Source organism: Acaryochloris sp. CCMEE 5410 (genome assembly GCF_000238775.2).
Classification (GTDB): Bacteria; Cyanobacteriota; Cyanobacteriia; order Thermosynechococcales; family Thermosynechococcaceae; genus Acaryochloris.
On record NZ_AFEJ02000002.1, the window covers coordinates 477,042 to 499,355 of the forward strand.

18 protein-coding genes are annotated in these 22,314 nt (G+C 49.6%); 12 read left to right on the top strand and 6 right to left on the bottom strand.

What is annotated here, in order from left to right; genetic code table 11:
* Positions 1–3: 3 nt before the first annotated feature.
* Both murI and ON05_RS23080 read right to left on the bottom strand, forming a co-directional pair.
* Positions 4–906 (bottom strand): glutamate racemase, encoded by a 903-nt coding sequence (gene murI, locus ON05_RS23075; protein ID WP_010470959.1) that lies wholly within the window; start codon positions 904–906, stop codon positions 4–6.
* A 399-nt stretch (positions 907–1,305) separates the two neighbouring features.
* Entirely contained in the window at positions 1,306–3,324 is a 2,019-nt protein-coding gene (locus ON05_RS23080; RefSeq protein WP_010470958.1) for an elongation factor G, read from the bottom strand.
* Between the two features lie 255 nt (positions 3,325–3,579).
* Here ON05_RS23080 and ON05_RS23085 point away from each other — a divergent pair, with 255 nt between their 5' ends.
* Positions 3,580–4,674 (top strand): lipopolysaccharide assembly protein LapB, encoded by a 1,095-nt coding sequence (locus tag ON05_RS23085; RefSeq protein ID WP_010470957.1) that lies wholly within the window; start codon positions 3,580–3,582, stop codon positions 4,672–4,674.
* 15 nt (positions 4,675–4,689) lie between these two features.
* On the opposite strand, the gene ON05_RS23090 is transcribed toward ON05_RS23085, so the two are convergent.
* Complete coding sequence (locus ON05_RS23090) at positions 4,690–5,946, bottom strand: pitrilysin family protein (RefSeq protein WP_010470954.1); 1,257 nt, start codon at positions 5,944–5,946, stop codon at positions 4,690–4,692.
* A 33-nt stretch (positions 5,947–5,979) separates the two neighbouring features.
* On the bottom strand, positions 5,980–8,118 hold the full coding sequence (gene glyS, locus ON05_RS23095) for a glycine--tRNA ligase subunit beta (protein ID WP_010470951.1): 2,139 nt from the start codon (positions 8,116–8,118) through the stop codon (positions 5,980–5,982).
* Between the two features lie 262 nt (positions 8,119–8,380).
* Here glyS and ON05_RS23100 point away from each other — a divergent pair, with 262 nt between their 5' ends.
* The 4 genes from ON05_RS23100 (at position 8,381) to ON05_RS23115 (ending at position 12,463) form a co-directional block, all read left to right on the top strand.
* Positions 8,381–8,797 (top strand): heavy metal-responsive transcriptional regulator, encoded by a 417-nt coding sequence (locus ON05_RS23100; RefSeq protein WP_010470949.1) that lies wholly within the window; start codon positions 8,381–8,383, stop codon positions 8,795–8,797.
* A 60-nt stretch (positions 8,798–8,857) separates the two neighbouring features.
* Positions 8,858–10,009: an ACR3 family arsenite efflux transporter gene (gene arsB / locus ON05_RS23105; RefSeq protein WP_010470947.1), complete on the top strand. Its 1,152-nt coding sequence runs from the start codon at positions 8,858–8,860 to the stop codon at positions 10,007–10,009.
* A 22-nt stretch (positions 10,010–10,031) separates the two neighbouring features.
* Positions 10,032–10,430, top strand: a complete 399-nt coding sequence (gene arsC / locus ON05_RS23110) for an arsenate reductase, glutathione/glutaredoxin type (RefSeq protein WP_010470946.1) — start codon at positions 10,032–10,034, stop codon at positions 10,428–10,430.
* Positions 10,431–10,666: 236 nt separating this feature from the next.
* Positions 10,667–12,463, top strand: a complete 1,797-nt coding sequence (locus ON05_RS23115; protein ID WP_010470943.1) for an SLC13 family permease — start codon at positions 10,667–10,669, stop codon at positions 12,461–12,463.
* 27 nt (positions 12,464–12,490) lie between these two features.
* Here ON05_RS23115 and ON05_RS23120 read toward each other — a convergent pair whose 3' ends face one another.
* Entirely contained in the window at positions 12,491–13,513 is a 1,023-nt protein-coding gene (locus ON05_RS23120; RefSeq protein WP_010470942.1) for a WG repeat-containing protein, read from the bottom strand.
* A 220-nt stretch (positions 13,514–13,733) separates the two neighbouring features.
* Between ON05_RS23120 and ON05_RS23125 the strand changes: the two genes are divergently transcribed.
* The 6 genes from ON05_RS23125 to fabZ all read left to right on the top strand — a co-directional run bounded on the left by ON05_RS23125 (position 13,734) and on the right by fabZ (position 19,865).
* Positions 13,734–14,549 carry an inositol monophosphatase family protein gene (locus ON05_RS23125; protein WP_010470940.1) on the top strand — a complete coding sequence of 272 codons (816 nt, stop codon included), beginning with the start codon at positions 13,734–13,736 and terminating at the stop codon, positions 14,547–14,549.
* Between the two features lie 24 nt (positions 14,550–14,573).
* Entirely contained in the window at positions 14,574–14,984 is a 411-nt protein-coding gene (locus tag ON05_RS23130; RefSeq protein WP_010470938.1) for a DUF1824 family protein, read from the top strand.
* Between the two features lie 115 nt (positions 14,985–15,099).
* Positions 15,100–15,837: a phosphoribosylaminoimidazolesuccinocarboxamide synthase gene (gene purC / locus ON05_RS23135; RefSeq protein WP_010470936.1), complete on the top strand. Its 738-nt coding sequence runs from the start codon at positions 15,100–15,102 to the stop codon at positions 15,835–15,837.
* A gap of 87 nt (positions 15,838–15,924) precedes the next feature.
* A complete protein-coding gene (locus ON05_RS23140; RefSeq protein WP_010470934.1) occupies positions 15,925–18,465 on the top strand; it encodes a BamA/TamA family outer membrane protein in 2,541 nt (846 codons plus the stop codon).
* Positions 18,466–18,492: 27 nt separating this feature from the next.
* Positions 18,493–19,362, top strand: coding sequence for a UDP-3-O-acyl-N-acetylglucosamine deacetylase (gene lpxC / locus ON05_RS23145; protein ID WP_010470932.1), 870 nt, complete (start codon positions 18,493–18,495; stop codon positions 19,360–19,362).
* Positions 19,363–19,394: 32 nt separating this feature from the next.
* Positions 19,395–19,865 (top strand): 3-hydroxyacyl-ACP dehydratase FabZ, encoded by a 471-nt coding sequence (fabZ, locus tag ON05_RS23150; protein ID WP_010470930.1) that lies wholly within the window; start codon positions 19,395–19,397, stop codon positions 19,863–19,865.
* Here fabZ and ON05_RS23155 read toward each other — a convergent pair.
* Positions 19,862–21,400, bottom strand: a complete 1,539-nt coding sequence (locus tag ON05_RS23155) for a hypothetical protein (RefSeq protein WP_010470928.1) — start codon at positions 21,398–21,400, stop codon at positions 19,862–19,864. The two genes, fabZ and ON05_RS23155, sit on opposite strands and share 4 nt — an antisense overlap.
* Positions 21,401–21,495: 95 nt before the next feature.
* Here ON05_RS23155 and lpxA point away from each other — a divergent pair, with 95 nt between their 5' ends.
* A complete protein-coding gene (gene lpxA / locus ON05_RS23160) occupies positions 21,496–22,311 on the top strand; it encodes an acyl-ACP--UDP-N-acetylglucosamine O-acyltransferase (protein ID WP_010470926.1) in 816 nt (271 codons plus the stop codon).
* Positions 22,312–22,314: the final 3 nt, after the last annotated feature.

Genomic DNA, 22,314 nt, shown 5'->3' on the forward strand with positions numbered 1-22,314 from the left:
GATTTAAATCTGCTCAACAGCCTCAATAGATTGTGGTGAGGTATGTTCAGGCAAGATAACCTTCTCAACGACTGGCAGAAACCCTAGCCATTGGTAGGATAACTCAGCAAACTGTTCGGGACAACCACTGACAAAGAACCGAGTCGTTTGAGCAGCGTGTCCGTTCTGCAATTGGAGAAGCTTTAGCTCTTGTTTGGCGGCAGTCGTGATATACACAGCTGGGTCGACGGTTTTCACATGGGAAGGTAAAATCTGTCGAATCACACCAGACAAGTGAGGGTAATGGGTGCATCCATAGACTAGAGTGTCAATTCCTTGTTGCAGGAGGGGTTGCAAGTGTTGGTGGACAATTTGAAGCGTTTCAGGTTCGCGAATGCGGTTATGTTCAATCAGAGGAACAAATTCTGGGCAGGCCTCTTGGAAAACCTGGGCAGTGGTATTGACCTCTTGAATCGCTTGGGGGTAACTTTCACTCGCCACAGTGGCAGGTGTTGCGATCACACCAATGCGTTTCCCTTGTTTAACGGCTGCTCGTGCCCCGGGCAAGATAATCCCTAAAATTGGAATATCAAACTCAGCGCGTACTTCATCTAAGGCCAATGCCGAACTTGTATTGCAGGCCATAATCGCCATCTTGATGGGCTGTGAAGTCATCCAGCACAGAATTTGGCGAACAAACCCAAGAATTTCGGCCTGGGAGCGCGTTCCATAGGGAACATTAGCCGTATCCCCAAAATAAAGAAAAGACTCATGAGGAAGCTGCTGCTGCAATTCCTTTAGAACCGTTAATCCCCCCACACCACTATCAAAAACGCCTATGGGTAATTGCTGAGGGGAATAAGCACTTGTATTTCTTCGAACGTAGCTGGGGATACCATCGAGATCGCCTTCGCTTCTTTTCCGCACAACGACTGTAACTCCTCACAAACACAAACAACACACACACACTTGACTACGCATTATTGCTTAGAATATGCATTTTTGCCTAGAGGCACCTGACAATATACCTTGAGCTAGAGTATTTTTATTCCCTTTACAAGAAAATATAATCTTTGCTCATTAGTAATGGCTGTGACCTTAAACAGTTAGAGGCTGTGATCCAAGCGCTTAACACTGATAGCAGGATTAACATTCCCGCTTTGTATAGAAAATATGCAGCCTAACTAAGGATAGGCAAAAGAACTTCATAATTTATCAATATTTGGGAGAAATTGGTTTGTAAATCTACAGGAATTACCAAAAAAAGTGATGCGGTTGATACCAACAGACCGCATCACAATAATTCGGAGAAAGACGAGGAAAACCTTAGACTTCTGTTTCGACTCTTGCCAAAACACGTTCAGCCACTTTGTCGGGTACTTCTTCTAAGTGGTCGTCTCGCCAAATAAAGAAGCCCACCCCTTGAGTGAGGGATCTCAACTCAATAATCAGACTTTGCATCTCTGCCATCGGTAAGTAGGCCGAGATTTCATCCCAGCTATCCCAACCGCTTTTGCCTTCATAGCCTAGAACCTGGCCTCGATGATTGCTGATCAAGCGCAGGACCTGAGACGTGAACTTCGTGGGCGTTGACAAGATCACCCGCTCAATGGGTTCCAAAAGCACAGGCTGACAGTTGGGAAGTCCAGACTGCATGGCAATGCGAGCAGCCTGCTTAAACGCCTGTTCTGAGCTATCCACAGAGTGGTAGGACCCATCCGTCAGGGTGACATCAATATCCACGATGGGGAAACCCAAGACGCCATGCTGGAGAAATTCACGAACTCCCATCTCTACACCTGGAATATATTGACGAGGGACTACCCCTCCTACAATGGTTTCCTTAAACGTAAAGCCTTCTCCTCTAGCTTTGGGTTTGATATCTAACCGCACATCCCCAAATTGACCATGGCCACCCGTTTGGTGCTTATAGCGACCATGACTAGAGGCAGACTTCCGAATACTTTCCTTATAGGGGACATGGGGGGTATGGGTTTTAATCGGTAACTTATGCTTTCGTCCTAGCCGATCGATGGCAATTTTTAAGTGGATATCGCCTTGTCCCCACAGAATGATCTCATGGGTCGTCTCTCGATGCTCCCAACTTAAGCTGGGATCTTCTTCCAGAAGTTTACTAACGGCACTACTGAGCTTAACTTCGTCTTTGCGGTCTCTGGGGGCAATCGCCAGGGAGTAAACCGGTTCAAGCTGTTGAGCAGTGGGTAAGTTCGGTACAGCAGATCCATCGACAACGACCAGCGTATCTCCCGTTTTGACGCCATCTAAACGGCTTAAAGCCACGATGTCTCCAGCCTCTGCCTGGGTCAGCGTTTTTTGCTGTTGTCCCAGTAAACGATAGATGCCTCCCACGCGCACCTGATTTAAGATCATGCCATCGGTCAGGGTGCCTTGCCACACTCGCACTAGGGATAGTTTGCCGCCCTGGGGAGAGAAATAGTTTTTCAGGACCTGGGCAACCAGACGATCTGAGCTGGGCTCTAGTTCACGAGATTTAGCCGTGTCATTCGCCTCAGGTGCTTCCTTCTCTAGGGCATCCAGGAGAGGGCGTACACCATACCCAGCCTCGGCCACTCCCACAAAGACGGGTACAATTAAATCAGCCCCGAGTTCTGTTTTCAGATCTTGTAGGACTTCGGATTGAGAGGGCTCGATATCTTCTAGTAATTCTTCTAAAAGGTGGTCATCAAAATCGGCGAGCGCTTCTAACATTTCTGTATGGGCCGCCTTTTCCTGGTCTGCCAACTCTGCGGGTAGAGGCATCGGATCTGCTGGAGAGTCGGGATGGTAATGGAACGCTTGTTCCGAAACGAGATCGATGAATCCCTGAAGGTCTTCATTTTGGCCAATGGGATATTGATGGAGAACCGGTGGACGGCTGGAGACCTGCTTGAGGGCATCCAGGACTTCGCTAAAGGGGGAATTGGCGCGATCCATTTTATTGATAAACACCAGATGGGGAATCTCCCATTCATCTAGGGTTTGAAACAAGGGGGCCAGAGTGAGAACCTTCTGGGGTTCCGGCTCACAAACCACCACCGCAGCATCAACCCCAACCAGACAGTTAAGGGTTTCTTGCAATAACTCGACGGAACCTGGGCAGTCTAAAAAAGTAAAAGAAAGGCCGCCATGTTCAAAACTGGCAGCCGTTACTTCTGTACTCATTTGGCGTTCCCGGGCTTCAGCACTTGCATCCCCCACGGTGTTGCCTTCTTTTACGGACCCTTTTCGGGTGGTGACCTCCGTGACATGAAGTAAACTTTCGAGGAGCGTTGTTTTGCCACTGGAATAGGGACCCACCAGGGCGATATTTCGGAAACTATTCATAGTTGCCTCGTTGATGGACGATAGTGTTGCGATCAAGCACAGCTTGCAAAATGAAGAAAATTGAAACTAGAAGGGGTAAATCTCAGTCTCATGAATGAAGGAGTTCCTGCTCGTAGACTGCAGAGACTTGAGACGTACCTCCGGTGTAACTCAGGATTCAGTCTGTTTTGGTAAAAATGCCATTTCTTTTAAGGCAGGGTTAACAACAGTGAAGTATGTTGACGTTTTTGTAATCAGGAGAGATGAATGTTAAGCATGCGCTTACTAAGCACCAGTATTTTGTTGATTCTGGGGGTTGGAGTCATCATTCCTGAACAGGTAAACAGCCCGGTTCACGCTGAGCCTATCGCCCAGGTCAATAAAGATCGCCAACTCTTTCAGCTATTTAAGAAAGGTAAAGAGTTAGTGGAGGCCAATGATTTAGATATGGCCTTGCAAGCGTATCGGCAAGCCACTCTTTTAGATACCAAAAACCCACGCATATTCTCAGCGATTGGCTATATTCAGGCTCAAAGAAAGGATTTTGCGAGATCAGTCGAAGCCTATAAAAAAGCGATCGCATTAGATGGCAAAAATGCCAATTTCCACTATGCCTTGGGGTATAGCTTGGGTAACTTGGGCCAAAATGACCAAGCTGCGGCAGCTTATCAAAAAGTAATTGAATTGGAACCCAAAAATGTTCGGGCCTATGAAGGCCTAGCGGTCATTTACAGTCGTCAACAGAAATATGACGAGGCCTTTCTAAACTTTCAAAAAGTCATCGAGATTAACCCCAAGAATGGTGGAGCCTACAACTCGATTGGCCTGATCCACTTAAAAAGGAATCAGGTAGAGCCCGCCGTTACCAATTTGGAAAAAGCCGCCACCCTCTCTCCCAAAAATGGCGAAATTCAGATGAATCTGGCTTTGGCCTATGCCGCCCAAGGTAAAACGGAAGAAGGATTAGCAGCCCTAGATAAAGCGGTCAAATTAGATCCAAGAAACCCTAAGGTCCATTTGCGGACGGGACAGCTATTGCAGAGCCAGGGCAACAACGAGCGGGCTATAACAGCCTATAAACAGGCCTTGCGGCATGACAAGAATTTAGGGGCAGCCCACGAAGGTCTGGGGGATGTCTTGATGCAAAAAGGGGATGCATTAGGGGCTGTGGTTGCCTTTCGCCAAGCCACTAAGCTAGAAAAGCGCAACCCTAGCGCCTTTTATAAATTAGCCAAAGCGCTGATTGCCCGAAACCGCCATCGGGAAGCCATTCCTGAATTACGCAAGGCTCGCCAGCTATTTCAGCTTCAGCGCCAAGCCGATGGCGTTAAAAAAGTGGATGCCCTGTTGAAACAGTTATCGGTTAGTTAAGATCGGTCTCTGGGATTAAGATCCTGGCAGTACCGTTAACACTCGATAAGCAGTCGTAGAGAGATAGGTCTGAGCGGCCTGCTGCAAATCAGCTGGGGTCAGTTGCTGAATATGCTGTGGATATAGAAGACCTGCCTTTAGGTTATGGGCGATCGCATGATGGTATCCATACAAACCGGCGCGACTAGACGGGCTTTCAGTACCAAATAGATGCTGATTCACCATTTGCCGTTTTCGTTTTTCTAACTCTGAAACAGGCAACCCTTCATCTTGGAGCTGCTGCAAATGGCTGATAATTTCTGCTTCTACCCGCTTCAAATTCTCTGGCGGCACCTGGGCAGAGATCCAAAATAGCCCTTGCCAGACCTGGGTGAGGTTACTCACAGAAATACGCTCAACCCACTGTTTCTCTTCCCGCAGGGATTTGACTAAGCGGGAGTTTCGTCCCCCTCCTAAAATCTTGGCCAGGACATCTAAAGCATAGGTTTGAGAGAGCTGTTGAATACCGGGGACTCGCCATAGCAACACTAAACGAGCTTGAGTCAGTTTAGGATCGACTACCGTTTGCCGAGTAATTTCAACAAAAGACGGTTCGAGGGATTGGACCGGAGCCAGGGGAGGGGGGCGAGAAGGGGTGGCAAATTCTTGAGCTACGGTTTCAATCATCTGTTCTACGGGCAAATTCCCCACCACAACGGCAGTGATATTTTCGGGATGATACCAGGACCGATGATGGTCATACATTTGCTTCGGTGCCAGGGATTGAATCACCTCAGCAGGACCCAGGACAGGTCGCCGATAGGGCAATTGGGCATATCCCAAGGTCATGGCTTGGCGAAATAACCGACGGCGGACATTATCATCCGACCGTCGAATTTCTTCTAAAACAACCAGCCGTTCCCGCTCAAAGCTCTCGGCATCGAGACGAGCGTTGAGGGTCAGATCGATTTGCAGTGGTGCGATCGCATTAAAGTCCTGGGGAGCAACGGTGATGTAAAAACAGGTATAGTCTTGGCTGGTGACGGCATTAGTGACACCGCCGCGGGCCTCAACTTGGCGTTCAAACTCGCCTTCAGGGAGCCGCTCTGTCCCTTTAAATACCATATGCTCCAAAAAATGAGCCATCCCATTGATGGCATCGTCCTCCACCGCCGAACCGGCATTGATCCACAAACTAAAGTTGACCACATCCACGGGTAGATGTTCGGCAATAACCGTTAACCCTTCAGGAGTACGGTGGCAGGTGGGATGCAGTAAGGGGAGAGTTGCCATGGAGGCAAAGGCACTGTGCGTTCGTCTTTAATTCTAGCTTTTGACAATCGCACCGAAGTCCCCGAGCACGAGGGCGTGATTGCGTAATAGACCTAGTAAATTTAAGCGATTCGCTCGCAAATCATCATCTTCTGCCATTACTAAGACACTATCGTCGCCATCAAAAAATTGGCTGACCGTCGGTGCAATTTTGGTTAAGCCTTGAACCAGCATTTGATAGTCTCGCGAAGACTGGGCCGCTTGTGTTTGAGGTAAAAGGGTGAGTAAGCCATCATAAAAGGCCTGCTCAGATGACTGTTCAAACCGCTTTGGATTAACTACTCCCTTTGGATCCAGGACATCTGAGGCTAGATCCCCTTTGGTGGCTAGGCGAGCAGCACGGTTGACGGTTTCATAGATCGTGTCCAAGGTGCCGTTGGTGCGAATTGTCTGCAGATACTGAGCGCGATCGCGTCCATCTAACACATCCACTAAGACTCGCTGAGTATGCTCGCCCTTTTCTCCTAACACTGCATTAACCAAGTCATAGTCAATCGTCTGCTCATCTTGCAGGAGACTGCGTAAGCGTTGACCAAAGAAGTCTCGAAGCTGTTGGACATCGGGCTGAAACTTAGCAAAAGTCTGAGCAAAGGCAGCAGTCGTTTCGGTCAGGAGCTGATCTAGGTTGAGATCTAGATTGGCAGCCCAGACAATATTGAGAATGGCGTTGGCCGCGCGGCGCAGGGCAAAGGGGTCAGAAGACCCCGTCGGTATCATCCCTAGGCCAAAAATACTGACGAGGGTATCCAGGCGATCGGCAATACCAACAATTTGCCCCACCAGGGTCTGCGGAAGCTGGTCATTGGCCCCTTTGGGCAGGTAATGCTCGACGATAGCAGTGGCAATCTCGGTGGATTCACCACTTGCGATCGCATATTTCTCCCCCATCACCCCCTGCAATTCGGGGAACTCGCCCACCATTTGGGTCACGAGATCCGCCTTACAAAGCTGGGCGGCCCGCTCGACTTGCTGAGTCATCTTCTGATCGAGCTTGAGTTGTTTTGCAACCCACAGGGCATTGGCCTGGATGCGATCCACCTTGGCGCGGACAGACCCCAAATCTTCTTGAAAGGTAACCGTCTCTAGCTTTGGTAAATACTCTGCTAAGGGCATAGCCTGGTCAGCTTTATAGAAGAACTGACCATCGGCTAATCGAGCCCGAATCACCCGTTCATTGCCCGATGAAATAATGTCTGATTTGGCTGGATCGCCATTGGAAATAGTAATGAAGTGGGGCAATAGTTTCGCTCCCTTGGGGGCCTCCACCGGAAAATAGCGCTGATGGCTGACCATTTCCGTCGTAATCACTTCAGCAGGCAGTTCCAGAAATTCCGACTCAAAGCCGCCCACCACAGCAGTGGGCCATTCCACTAAATAGGTAACTTCCGTCAGCAGATCTGCAGAAATAACGGCTTTGCCTTTGACGGATTTTGCACAGGCTTGAATCTGCTCTTGAATTAAAGTTTGACGCTGGTCTGGATCCACCTGAACGGAGGCCTTTTCTAAGGTGGCCACATAGTCTTGGGGATGCTTAATGGTGACCGGATCAGGGTGCAGAACTCGGTGGCCGGAGGAAATGCGATCGCTAGATATCGTACCTGTTGAATTTTCCAATTTAATAGGTATGAGATGGTCGTCCAACAGGGAGACTAACCAGCGAATGGGGCGGGAAAACTTTACTTCACCATCGCTCCAACGCATAAACCGCTTGCCTTCTAGGCTAAAAATCCAGGTGGGGATTAGGTCGGCTAAAACATCAACCGCCGGTTTACCCAGAGTCGTTTTCTGAACAAAAACAAATTCACCTTTTTCCGTATCGCGCAGCTCAAAATCTTTAATTTCGACCCCCTGTTTGCGGGCAAAACCTTCTGCTGCTTTGGTAGGTTCGCCATCCTTAAAGGCAGCTTTTGCTGGGGGACCTTTGACTTCGACCGTTTGGTCCGGCTGCTGGTCTGGCAAGCTTTCTGCCAATATAGCCAGTCGTCGAGGTGTGCCGTAGACCTTCAGAGATTGGGGGGTGAGCAGATGTTCTTCTAGGCTGTTTGGGATTTGCGATCGCCATTGCTGAATCGCCGACTCCACAAAACTTGCGGGCAACTCTTCTGTACCCACTTCTAATAAAAACGTCGCCATCACCGACCCCGCTGAAATATTGCCGAATATATGCAGACCAAAGGTTTGCTTACACAGTCTATCGTGGGTCTACAGCAAAATGGGAAGAGGTTTAGAGAGAACGTCCTCGTCCAATGATTAATCATCTCAACCAGAACAACTTCGATAGATCAGGACGACTTTGAACAATACAGATTCTGAATTCAAACAAGCATATTCCCCCTTGACCTTATACCCAGATACAAGGTTTATGATGCAGTCAGTGTAAATCCCTATCGCCATCATGAATCGTGTTAGCGATGTTGCTCGCACCTTTGGCCTCAACCCCCAGACCCTCTACTACTATGAGCGGATTGGCCTCATTCCTGCCCCTGGAAGGAATGACTCAGGCTATCGAGTCTTTAATGATCAAGATTTGGCCCGTTTATCCCTTATCGAGCGGGCCAAAACCTTAGGACTGACCCTAGACGAGATTAAAGAGATCTTGCAATTACAAGCCGGGAATACCTTAACCTGCTGTGACATTCACGAACGGTTACGCAAAAAACTTGAGCAGATCGAAATCAAAATTACTCAACTACAAGAACTGAAAGCAGAATTACTGCCTCTGATTCATCGATGTGAAGCGCAACTCAGCCAGCAGCAAATTCATACCGATTGCGGAGTCTTTGCTGAAGAAATATCCCTAGACAAAAGTTAGATCGTTTTTCGTGCTTAAAAATTTTCCAAGTTGAGCTATCTCTAGAACACTTCACTCGTCATGACCACTCAAAAAACTCGATTTACCCCACCAGTCCAGGCAGGGGGACAGCTTAATGTCTTTGAACGCTACCTCACCCTTTGGGTCGGTCTATGCATTGGTGTGGGGATTCTTTTGGGACGCATTGCCCCCGGTATTGCAGTGGGCCTAAATGCGGCCAGTATTCACCAGGTCTCTATCCCCATTGCGGTGTGTCTCTTTTTTATGATGTATCCCATCATGGTCAAGATTGATTTTAGCCAAGCTCGCCGAGCAGCTCGCACCCCAAAACCAGTGCTATTAACCCTTGGCATCAATTGGCTCGTCAAACCTTTCACCATGGTTATATTTGCGCAGTTTTTTCTAGGACAGCTCTTTGCCCCACTCCTGCAAGGGACTGAAATTGTTCGCGGGAGTGATATTACCTTGGCCAATTCCTACATTGCTGGCGCTATTTTATTAGGAATTGCCCCCTGCACAGCCATGGTCTTGATGTGGGGATATCTGTCTTACAGCAATCAGGGACATACCTTAGTAATGGTTGCCGTCAATTCTCTAGCCATGCTTTTTTTGTACGCCCCATTGGGGCGCTGGCTATTAGCGGCCAATGATTTAGACGTGCCTTGGCAGACCATCGTGCTGTCTGTATTGATCTATGTCGGCTTACCTTTAATCGCGGGCATGAGTTCTCGGCACTGGATTCTGAAGCACAAAGGTCAACAGTGGTTCGAACAAGTTTTTCTAAAAAGACTCAGTCCCATGGCTGTGATTGCCCTTTTGGTGACCTTGGTGCTATTGTTCGCCCTCAAAGGGGAATTAATCGTGAACAACCCGCTACATATTGTTCTGATTGCAGTTCCACTCTTTTTACAAACGAACTTTATCTTTCTCATAACCTATGTCATCGCTCAAAAGATGGGATTGACCTATGAGGATGCAGCCCCAGCAGCGCTGATTGGAGCCAGCAACCACTTTGAAGTCGCCATTGCCACGGCGGTAATGCTGTTCGGATTGAATTCGGGGGCAGCCCTGGCCACAGTGGTTGGGGTTCTGATTGAAGTACCCGTTATGCTGGCACTGGTTGAGGTCTGTAAACGCACGGCTTTTTGGTTCCCCAGAGATCCTGAAAAAGCGACGCTTTTAGATCCTCGTTGTTCTCGTCCTTTGGCTTAATCCAAATTCCTGGGAGTAAATGATGAAACGCATCATGTTTGTTTGTAAGCATAATTCTCGCCGATCCCATATGGCTGAGGGTTATGCTCGATCAATGGTAGGGGACAAGCTAGAAGTGGCTAGTGCGGGGTTAGAAGCGAGCCAAGTCGATCCTCTTACCATTCAAGTGATGGAAGAAGTGGGCATCGACATTAGCAATCACACCTCTAACGCCTTAGCTGAATTTAAGCCAGAGGATTTTGAGGCCGTTATTTCTTTATGCGGTTGTGGTGTGAATCTACCCGAGGCGTGGGTAGCTCGGCCAATATTTGCAGATTGGCAACTAGACGATCCAGCGGGTCAATCGATTGACGTATTTCGCACCATCCGCGATCAAGTCAGGCAGCATGTCAAAACATTAGTCGAGACTGTCAGCCCCTAAGGACGAATCATCTCCTGATCTAGTCATGGCCTAGAGCCCGTCATGGCTTAGAAATAGTTATCTAGTCATCTGTAGTTAGGGCTGCTATTCTACCCATTACTAGCCATCACCCTTAAGTTTGTGATAATCTCACCTGACTCACCATTTGCGAGCCTACCGTAAGCATAGGCCAGTTCGCGGTTTAAGTTTGATGGCAAACCCCCAACTTCGGCGATTTTTGGAGTGACGGTCCCTCTATGGAGCCAATTTTTCAGACCCTTTTGGTGACAGGACTGACATTACTCTGTTTTGTATTTGAATGGTTACCTCCAGATCTGACGGCAATCTGCGTTATGGTCGTCCTCATGCTGCTGGGACTCGTCACCACAGCAGAAGGGTTATCAGGATTCAGTAATCCCGCCACCATCACTGTAATGGCCATGTTTATTCTTAGTTCGGGAATTGCCCGAACTGGAGCCATTCAAATGGCCAGTGAGTTTCTGCTCAAATGGGGAGGCAAACGCCCCGCCCGACACATGCTGATCATGGGGGCTGTCATCGGGCCATTTACAGCCATCATTAACAATGTCGCGATTGTCTCCGTTTTTCTACCCGTTGTCGAAGATTGGAGTCGCCAACGCCGCATTCCAGTATCCAAATTGATGATTCCCCTGTCTTACATCACCATTTTGGGGGGCATGATTACCGTTCTGGGCACCTCTACCAGCGTATTGGCCAGTGGCTTATCGTCTGACCTAGGCTTAGGCTCTTTTGATATTTTCCAATTTACGGCCCTGAGTTTATGTACGTTTATCGCTGGGCTCGTGTATATGGCTACGATTGGTCATCGCTTGTTACCCAATCGGAAGACCTCTTCCAGTCTGAGTCAAGGGTATGGCCTGAAGGACTATGTCAGTGAAGTGGTGATTACCCCTCAGTCAAGTTTGGTGGGGCAAACCGTTCAGTCGAGTCTGATCCAGCGCATCTATGACGTTGACATTTTGGAGCTGATCCATGATGACAACCATTTTCCACAGCCCCTAGCGGACAAATCCCTGTCAGCTGGCGATATTTTGCTCGTGCGCGGAGGACGGGAAGATCTGTTGAAAATTCGGGATGGCCAAGGTTTGGAAATTCTGCCAGATGTGCAATTTGGCCAAAAATCCTGGCAAGCGGATTTAAGTGCTGAAGAAGGGGCAGCTGAAGCCATGGTACTGGCGGATTCCAACCTGATTGGTTCGACCCTTAAAGATTTACGGTTTCGCCAACGTTACAACTGCACAGTATTGGCGATTCGACGGGGGCAAGAGTTAGTTCGAGACCGGTTAGGAAAAGTACGACTCCGATTTGGTGACTTGCTATTGGTGCAAGGACCGAAGCAAAGTTTAGTGGGTTTACAGACCAGCAAAGACCTATTGGTTATGGAACAGCGGGATGTTGAGAACCTGCGCCGGGACAAAGCATGGATTGCGATCGCAATTGGTCTCCTGGTCGTGGGAGTCGCTGGCACCAAACGGTTCTCCATTGCCGTCACGGCCTTAGCTGGGGTGATGCTAATGGTCTTGACGGGCTGTCTAAAACCAGGTGAACTCTATCGAGCGGTTCGTTGGGATGTGGTCTTCCTGCTTGCGGGCTTATTCCCCTTAGGCATTGCCATGAAAAAGTCTGGCGCGACCCAACTACTAGCGGATCAATTAATTTCGATGGGCGGACAATTATCCGGCTATTGGCTGCTCACGCTGTTTTTTGTCCTCACGGCGTTGCTGACGGAGATTCTCTCTAACAACGCCACGGTTATTTTATTGTTGCCCGTGGCGGTCCAAGTTGCCCAAGAACTCGGCTATAACCCCTTTGCCTTTATGTTTGTCGTCACGTTTGCAGCCTCGAACAGCTTTATGACCCCGATTGGTTATCAAACCAACACAATGGTCTACGGAACGGGAGGGTATCGCTTCCTCGATTTTCTGCGAGTGGGCGGTCCCTTAAGTCTACTCATGGCGCTCATTACCCCACCACTGATTATTCTGCTCTATGGTTTACAGCCTCTTTCCTGAGTTCAGGCGTATATCCATACTTGGCGTTCAAGGGCTTTGCCATACAATTTGGCCCTCAGGATTAACATATCCCTCGCGGCCTCCCGTTTTAATGAAAGCTAATCCCTGCTTAAAGTTGCTCGCTTCATCAAATCGAGGGGAAATCACAAACGCCCCAGCCTTATTGATATAGCCCTGCTTGTTGCTGACAGTGACCCAGGCCTTGCCTTCAGAGAAAGAGCCTGCTCGATCAAACTTAGGGGCAATCACGATTTTTCCGGCTTTATTGACAAACCCATATTTAAGGCCAATGCGAACTAGTCCTAAGCCCTCGCTAAACGCCCAGGCCCGGTCAAACTGGGCTACATGGGCAAATTGGCCATTCGGTTGGATATAACGCCATTTTTGATTGGTTTCCACTGCTGCTAGTCCCTCTCGAAAAGGAGTGGCTTCATAAAACTGGGGAGCAATAACAGCTTGTCCCGTTTTATTGATAAACCCAACCCGACCATTGCTTTGAACTTTAGCAAGACCATTGGAAAAATCGTGAGCCAGATTATATTGCGCTGGTATCACCACCTTCCCCTGACGGTTTATAAAGCCATATTTTTTACCGATTAAGACCCGCGCCATCCCTTCTGAGAACGGTCCCACCAAAAAGAATTGGGGTTTAATCACCCATTGGCCCGAAGCATTAATATAGCCCAGCTGATCGTTGATCATGACAGCAGCCAAGCCTTCAGAAAAATCTTCTGCCAACTCAAATTGGGGCTTAATCACCCATTGGCCCTGAGGGTTGACATAGCCGTATTTTTCGCCAAGCTGAGCCACCGCTAGCCCCTCAGAAAAAGCATGGCTATCGTCATACTGAGGCGACACCACAATTTGGCCCGAGCGGTTGATAAACCCCAGCTTGTCATTCTGACGGATCTGAAACAAGGGATTGCCCTGGGCGGGTTGAGACGATTGGGGAGAAGACGCCGGTTGGCCCTGAGCCAGAAGGGAAGGGCAGCCACTGGCGATTGCTAATCCCAGACCCACAATCGACAAACGACGGAAAAGATAAGTCATAGTGAAATAGAGATGAAACCCAATAATGGCAGTGAACAGTTAATTATTGAAATTCAGTCCTAGAAAGAGAACCCAATCACGTCTGGAAACTGCAAATCTACACATTTTTATACAGTCACCGGGTATTTAGAACGTTTGACGTCTAACTGAGGGAAATAGTTGCTCGATTATCCTTCATAAACAAGGTACGGTAGAGGTCAACATCCCATATGGAAAATTGATGCAAACATTCTGGACTTCGGTCGTCACTTTTGCCCACACCGTTACACAACAAGTGGGGGAACGTTTACTCACTGAATTTGGGAAAGTTCAAGCGACCTCTAAGTCCGATGGTAGCTTAGTCACTCAATCAGACCAATGGGCTGATCACTATCTGCGTCAGGCCATTGCCACTGCTTTCCCCGACCATGGGGTACTGAGCGAAGAGGCAGAACATATCTTTCCCAATACCAACTGGTGTTGGGTCATCGATCCGATTGATGGCACCACTAATTTTTCTCGCGGTGTCCCCATTTGGGGAACCTCCTTAGGGTTGCTCTATCAAGGGGTGCCAGTGTTTGGGTTTGTTCATTTTCCTCCCTTAGGGCAAACTTTTCATGGGTTTTGGTCTGCACCAGAGCAACCAGATGGGGCCTTTTGTAATCAAACCCCTATCCACACCCGGCCCGATGCACCCGCTGGAAATCAATGTTTCAGTCTCTGTGCCCGTAGTCTTTCGGTGTTAAAGAACCCCTTTCCCTGCAAACTTCGAATGCTTGGGTCCGCCAGTTACAACCTACTCATCGTGGCCCAAGGCGTTACCATTGGTGCGGTAGAAGCGACGCCTAAGATCTGGGATATTGCTGGAGTTTGGCCCATTATTCAAGCCGCTGGGGGAGCATGGATCTCCTTAGCCCCTGACCCCATCTTTCCGTTAACCGTGGGTCAAAATTACAGCCAGGTGGCTTATCCTACCTTGGCCCTTAGTCAGGACCAGTGGGTCGAACAATTTGTCCCCTTGGTGACGTCCATTGGTCAACCTCCAGCTACGTCATAGTTTCCTTTTAGGATAAAAATTGCGATGTCCCCTTCCCCCACCGTCCAACAATCTCAAGCGGCCCTTGCCAAATTTGCAGCCCTAGACCCTCCGCCTATTACCACGACCGAGGAGCGAGAGCAGGCTAAGACCGATTTATTAGCGTTGGCCCAGGCCACGGATTACCAAATGTTCGGCATCTTGGCGGAAACCTGTGATCAAGCGATAGCTGCCTTAACGGGCTACAGCCAAGCGTTTGGCTATGAAATGCCGACGAATTGGCAGCCCATTACCGGCCCCACTTACCTGAAGTTCAACCCCAACTTAGGCAGTTGCTATACCGATAACTATGTGGGGAACCATCGTGGGGTGCTGATCTCGTTCCAGTCTGAATCAGAAGAAATTATCAATCAGACCTATGGTCATTTCCCCCTGGATTTATTCTCTAATCCTTGATCCATCTCCAGAAAGTGTCACTCCCAAAGCATTGACTTTGACCCGGATCCCATAGAATCTTTGCAGCTCATCTCTACTGCCCCACCCCCTGAATACCTGAATTAAGGAGACTGTGATGTCTACTGGCGAGTTTCTCTACGAAGGGAAAGCCAAAATTATTTATCGGACGGACGATCCAGACATCCTTTTAGCCCAGTACAAGGATGATGCGACTGCCTTTAATGCTCAAAAACGCGGCACAATCACCAACAAAGGCCGCATCAATTGCGCCATTGCTACTCACCTATTCAAGGTTCTGGAGGCCGCGGGGATTGCAACCCATTTTATCGATCAGCCAAACCCAGACCAGATGCGAATGCGAGCGGTACAGATTGTGCCCTTAGAAGTCGTCGTGCGGAACATTGCAGCCGGGAGTCTCTGTCAACAGACAGGACTAGCGTTAGGTGTTCCCTTGTCACAACCTTTAGTTGATTTCTATTACAAAGATGATGCCCTGGGGGATCCGTTACTCACCCGCGATCGCATTTTTCTCCTGGAGCTTGCAACGCCAGAGCAGCTAGAGCAACTGCGCCAACTGGCCCTGCAAATTAACCAAATCCTGATTAATTTTTTCCATCAATGTGGGATTACCCTCGTGGATTTCAAATTGGAATTTGGGATGACGTCGGACCAACAGCTTTTGTTAGCAGACGAAATCAGCCCTGATACCTGTAGACTCTGGGACGATGCTGAATCAGATCCCACGCGACGGGTCATGGATAAAGATCGGTTCCGCCGTGATTTAGGAGAAGTGGACACGGCCTATGCTCGGGTCATGGAGCGGGTTCTAGCTCAGGACATATACGTTCCCTAGCGCGGTGCGATAGAATACTCCCTGTTTTGGATTTTTTTAAGGTTTCTCTAAGTAATCATTGTTGTTCAGTTGCATGTGGTGTGTGAAGTGACTCAATCTCTATCGACCAAGATTCTCAGTCTTCCACCGATTCTCGGTGCAACCGTAATTACGGCGGCCCTGCTGGGCATTGCACCAGCCCAAGCAAAAGACCAACCTTCTTCAGACAGAGATCATCGCCAAGAGGAGACTAGTGCCTCCGCTTCCCTTGCCCCCTCACTACACCTTGGGCAACTGCCAACAGATGACGCCCCCAGCCAAACTGCCCCAGTTTTTCCCTTACCGGTCCAACCCGATCAACCCTCCACGCCAGGGGTTGAAACACCGTCCACATCGGAAGAACAAACGGATCCAGACGAGGCCACCCCAAATACTGGCGCACCGGGAGACACGCCAACAACAGATGAGATCGCTCCTGGAGACACCCCTGCTGCAGATGATGCCGCTCCAGCCCCTGGAGATGCGCCTGCCACGAACGAAGCGGTCCCAGATAGTACGGGCGCTCCTGGGGATGTGCCGACAGAAACAGAAACGCCCTCTGCCGATGACGCCGCTCCAGTCCCCGGAAACATCCCCCCAGCAGATGACACTGCGCCAGCTCCTGGAGATGGAGATGTACCGCCAGAAACAGACATTCCCTCTGCCGACGACGTCACCCCCACAGACTCGCCAGCGGCCCCCAATCCTGGACTTCCGGTTCCCGGCGGTGATATTCCCAGCGGCAATCCTGGCGAAACTCAAGCCCCGTCTCCCGATAGTTCGGTAGAATCTCCGGGTTCCCCTCCTCAACCCCCCACTGAAACGGCTGAGCCAGCAGCCCCTGAACCAGAGGTTTTGGTCTCAGAAGTCTTAGTTGAAGGGGTCGATGGTGATTTAGCGATTAATGCCTATGAAGCCATTAGTACGCGGCCGGGACAAACAACGACGCGATCTCAAATTCAATCCGATATTAATGCCATTTTTGGCACCGGCTTTTTCAGTAATGTCAGAGCAGAGCCTAGTGATACTCCCCTAGGCGTCAGAGTCACCTTCTTTGTTCAGCCCAACCCCACCCTCCAATCCGTGCAAGTGGCTGGCAATCAGGTTCTCACCCAAGAGAAAGTGGATGAGATCTTTCAATCCCAATACGGCAAAATCCTTAACCTCCGGGACCTCCAAGCTGGCGTCACTCGGGTCAATAAATATTATCAGGATGAAGGTTTTGTCTTGGGCCAAGTGGTGGGCGTGCCCCAAGTGGATCCAGATGGCACTGTCACCCTCCAGGTGGCAGAAGGGGTCGTTGAAGATATCGATGTTCGCTACATCAATGAAGATGGGGAACCTACCAAAGGCAAGACTCGGAAATTTATCATTACCCGCGAAATGCGCACCGAGCCGGGTTTGCCTTTAAACCGCAACAAGCTGCAAACCGACCTACAGCGCGTGTTTGGGCTGGGACTGTTTGAAGATGTCAAAGTAGCTCTTGAACCAGGTCAGGACCCACGGAAAGTCGTGGTGAATCTAAATGTGCAGGAACGAAGCACGGCTAGCTTCTCCGCTGGTGCTGGTTTTAGCTCTCGAAGTGGTTTCTTCGGCACCGGCTCCTTTACTCAGAATAATTTAGGGGGCAACAACCAAACCCTGAGCGTCCAGGCCCAGGCTGGAACCCGAGAATTCTTATTTGATGCTGGGTTTACGGATCCTTGGATTGCCGGAGATCCCAACCATTCCTCCTACAGCATCAATATTTTCAACCGACTAACCCTTCCCCTCGTGTTTGATGAAGGCCCGATTGAAGTGGATCTGCCCAATGGAGACACTCCCAGGGTCAACCGCTTGGGGATTAGTGGTGTGTTTAACCGCCCCTTCACGACAGACCTAGATAACCTAAGACAAGCCTGGACTGGATCGATTGGTTTCCGATACCAACGAATTTCAATTCGCGACAGTGACTTCTCCATTTCTCCTGTTGACGAATTGGGCAATGCCTTAAGTTTTAGCGGGACGGGCAATGACGACCTATTCACCGTCCAGCTCGGCATTGGCCGTGATTTACGGGATGATCCAGCCGACCCCACCAAGGGATATGCCCTACGATTTGGCCTAGAACAATCGGCTCCCATTGGCTCTGGCAGCATTCTATTAACGCGACTCCGGGGGAGCTTTAGCTATTTCGTCCCCATCAAACTCACCAACTTTACCGAAGGCCCCCAGGCCTTGGCCTTTAATGTCCAAGCTGGAACGGTCCTCGGGGACCTACCTCCCTATGAAGCCTTCTCCCTCGGCGGCAGCTCTTCAGTACGGGGCTACGGGGAAGGAGATTTGGGCAGTGGTCGCAGCTTTATGCAGGCCACCGCTGAATATCGTTTCCCATTAATTAATTTCTTAGGAGGTGTAGGGGCTGTCCTCTTCTTTGATGTGGGCAGTAACCTAGGCACTCAAAGTAATGTTCCGGGTCAACCTGGTATTGTTCGCGGCAAGCCTGGGGTTGGCTTTGGCTACGGCATTGGGGTACGTGTCAAAACACCTATTGGTCCAGTCCGACTGGATTATGGCATCAATGACGATGGAGACAATCAATTCCACTTTGGCTTCGGTCAACGATTCTAAGGATCCAGTGTTTATCTTGAGGCAAGCGTGGATGCCAGTAAGACCGATGGGTTGAAGGGTTTTGAGGATGCGATCTCATCTCCCTATCAACACACCCTAAGCCACAGCTTTACCCTTGCTGGCATAGGCTTGCATACAGGGGCTACTACCTCCGTCACCGTTCATCCAACTCCGCCCCATCAAGGGCGATATTTTGGTTACCAAAATCAGCCAGATATTCCTGCTCACCTCTCATCAGTACACCAAACCCAGCTCTGCACCACCTTGAAACAGGCAGATACCACCATTTCAACGGTGGAGCATTTGCTGGCGGCTTTAGCAGGAATGGGCATTGATAATGCCCACATTGACCTAGACGGATCAGAAGTGCCGATTTTAGATGGATCGGCCCAGATGTGGACCGAGGCCATTCTGAAGGCTGGATATCGGGTGCAGTCAGAGCTTCGCCTCAGGCCCACCCTGCATCATCCGGTTTTGGTGCAAGATGCAGACGCCTTTGTTTTGGCCCTGCCAGAGCCCCACCTCTCCTTTAGCTACGGCATTGAGTTTCCTGAACCCGCCATTGGTAAACAGTGGTGCCGATTGAATCCCCACGCGTTTCTCTCTGAGATTGCCCCCGCTCGTACCTTTGGTCGGGCCAAGGATGTCGAATCCCTGCAAGCTAAGGGGTTCATCAAAGGTGGTAGTCTAGACAATGCTTTGGTTTGTCGTCAGGACGAATGGCTGAATCCGCCGTTGCGATTTGCAAACGAGCCGGTTCGCCACAAACTGCTGGATTTGATTGGCGATTTAAGTTTATTGGGGTATTTACCCCCCGCCCATTACGTTGCATATAAAGCCAGTCACTCCCTCCACATTCGCTTTGCCAAACGCCTTCAGCAAGCCTTAATTGGCTGACTGCATTTTCTGTTGAATCGTGATTGCTTATTATGTCAAATCCCTCTGATGGCTCTTCTAATCCCAAAACCACCTTTATGATTGAGGAGATCCAAGAGCTACTGCCCCACCGATATCCCTTTCTGCTGGTGGATCGCATTATTGACTACAAAGAGTCTGAGCGGGCAGTGGGCATCAAAAACGTGACGATGAATGAAGAGTTCTTTCAAGGCCATTTCCCCGGTCGACCGCTGATGCCAGGGGTATTGATTGTGGAAGCCATGGCTCAAGTGGGCGGGATTGTTCTGGCTCAGCTTCCCGATATCCCTTCTGGCAAGTTATTTGTCTTCACAGGGATTGATAAAGTCCGAATTCGCCGCTCCGTTGTCCCTGGAGACCAGCTCGTGATTACCGCTGAATTCTTGTCATTGAAGCGCAAACGGTTCGCCATGATGTCCACGAAGGCTGAAGTGGACGGCAAACTGGCCTGTTCAGGAGAGTTGATGTTTGCGATGGTGGACTAATCTGCCTCAACCTCAGCCGTATCAACGCTTTGTTCAATACTATCCATAGCCTGTAAATAGGCCGGATTATCGGCTGGGGGGGGGATTTCTTCTAGCTCAGGCTCTTCCACTTCCAGGGCTTTGCGAGCATTATCAGCAATGATGGCATTGGCAAGCCGCTCTAAGGACTCCGGCTTATCCAGATTATTGAGGATGCCGGCATATTTACGGCTATGGAGGGGCCGCACAGATTCTTGACAGTAATTAGACAGCTCTCGACTTTTCGTCATCACTTGGAAGGCAAATTCCTGTTCTTTGCCATCCCCACAAATCACCATATGCAGAAGATTAATCATCGACGCATCATGAACTTGAATTTTATATTTAGTCGTAATTTGGGGCCAATAACGCAGGGCTTTGACCCCCTCTAATCCCCCTTTTTTGAGGCCCGCATCTTCACACCACTGTTCAAATTCTTCGATATTCAACGGACATCGTCCATGTTCTTTCATGGATTGTGCCAACACTTGTCCCGCTCGGAAGTTGCGGGTCGGTTTCCCGGTGGTGGGGCTGGTCATACTGCCCCGCACATCAGCCACCATAGCCGTTAATTGGGAAAATGTATGATCGCGAACCTTTTCCTTATCGCCCCCTTGATTGAGGGTCGCTTCAATCATGGGCACGCCATAGCCCAACTCCGTCAAATCGATGGGCTGCTGAGTGTAGAGTTTTTGTCGATCGCGCCGGGACATGGACACCGTTGCCGCCTGATCTAAGCACTGATCTAAGAGGAGAGTAAGCAAGGTCGGTAAAATGCCCGTATTGTCCCAGTGAAACTCATAACCAAACCCAGCAAAGATCGAGGCCATATTTTTGGCGGCCTTAATATATTGGGCTTCGACATTATGTATCCCGGGGGAAACCTGGATATTAAGGGAAATGCCATCCAGCATAAAGGCACCGATCAAAGCGGTTAGGGCATTTGGATGGCAAAAATTAGCCGTAAAACTATCGACCGGATCTCTTAAAGCACCATCTCTATGAAATCCGGAGAAAAAGGCCAAATTAGGATTTTTTTCACATAAAACATAGGCGGCATTGGTGGCCTTGTCATGGCTAAAAGACCCTGCCAAGCAGGCTAAAACGACATTGGAGCGACCCAATTTGTGGCGCAGGGCGCAGGCTTCCTCTAAATCCTGTTCGATGTAATTACTATTGGCACTGAGAACCACCAATTCACAGGTCTCAATCAAATACTCTAAGGTGTTGGTAACGCTGGCATGGCCTTCATTATGGCGAGCCATCCGGTGTAAGTTAACAACATGGTCTGGATCCATACCGCCTTTGGCTTCTTCTGAGAAAGCCCCCATGAGGTCCCGCCCTGGTCGAGGGGCCAAAATTAAAGGGGTCCCCCCTGCTTGCATCACGGCATTGTAGGCCAGAGAACCCGGATAAAGACCAATACTATAGAATCCAACGGTGGCTTTCTCGAGTTCACGGATACGTTGTTTGATAGAGGCTTTGTCTAAGGAATCGTCAAAAAAACTGTTCCGCATTAATTTCTACACTCAATACAATCGGAAGACGAGGAGTTTTGGCCGTTTATCTAAAATGCTACCCTCAGATAGCCATTGTAAAACGCTGACCCTGAATGACCGACTTGATTCACCCCACCGCTGTGATTCATCCCCAAGCAACCGTGCATCAAACGGTTCAAATTGGGGCCTATGCGGTGATTGGGAAGCAGGTCAGATTAGGCCCCGGAACCCAGGTCGGACATCATGCTGTAATCGAAGGCTGGACTGAGATTGGGTCCGACAATCATATTTTTCCTGGGGTGGTGATTGGCATGGAACCCCAGGATCGCAATTTTCGCGGGGAACAGAGCGGTGTCAAGATTTGCGATCGCAACCAGATACGTGAATATGTCACCATCCATCGGGCCAGTGGAGATCAACAGTTCACCACCATTGGCAGCGATAATCTATTGATGGCCAATGTACATATTGGCCATAACTGTCACATTGCTGATCGGGTGGTGATAGCCAATTCTGTCGCCCTGAGTGGCCATGTGCAGGTGGAATCCCAAGCCAACATCAGTGGGGTCCTCGGCATTCATCAGTTTGTCCATGTCGGTCAGCTAGCCATGATTGGGGGCATGAGCCGCATTACCCGAGATGTTCCCCCCTTGATGCTCGTAGAGGGCAATCCTGCCCATGTCCGGGCCTTAAACCAAGTGGGGTTGCAGCGTCATGGAGTCTACGACCTCTTGCAGGGGGAGATGAGAAGCCTCCTTAAGCAAGCCTTTCGGTATCTGTATCGGTCGAATCTCCAATTAGAGGTGGCCCTTGACCAAGTCGAATCTTTATCAGAGCATCCCCTGATTCAACATTTGTGCCAGTTTATGCGGGCAGCCCAAACCAGACGCGGCCTTACCCCTGGGCGTCAGCGCTGGGCTTCGGTCTAAGGC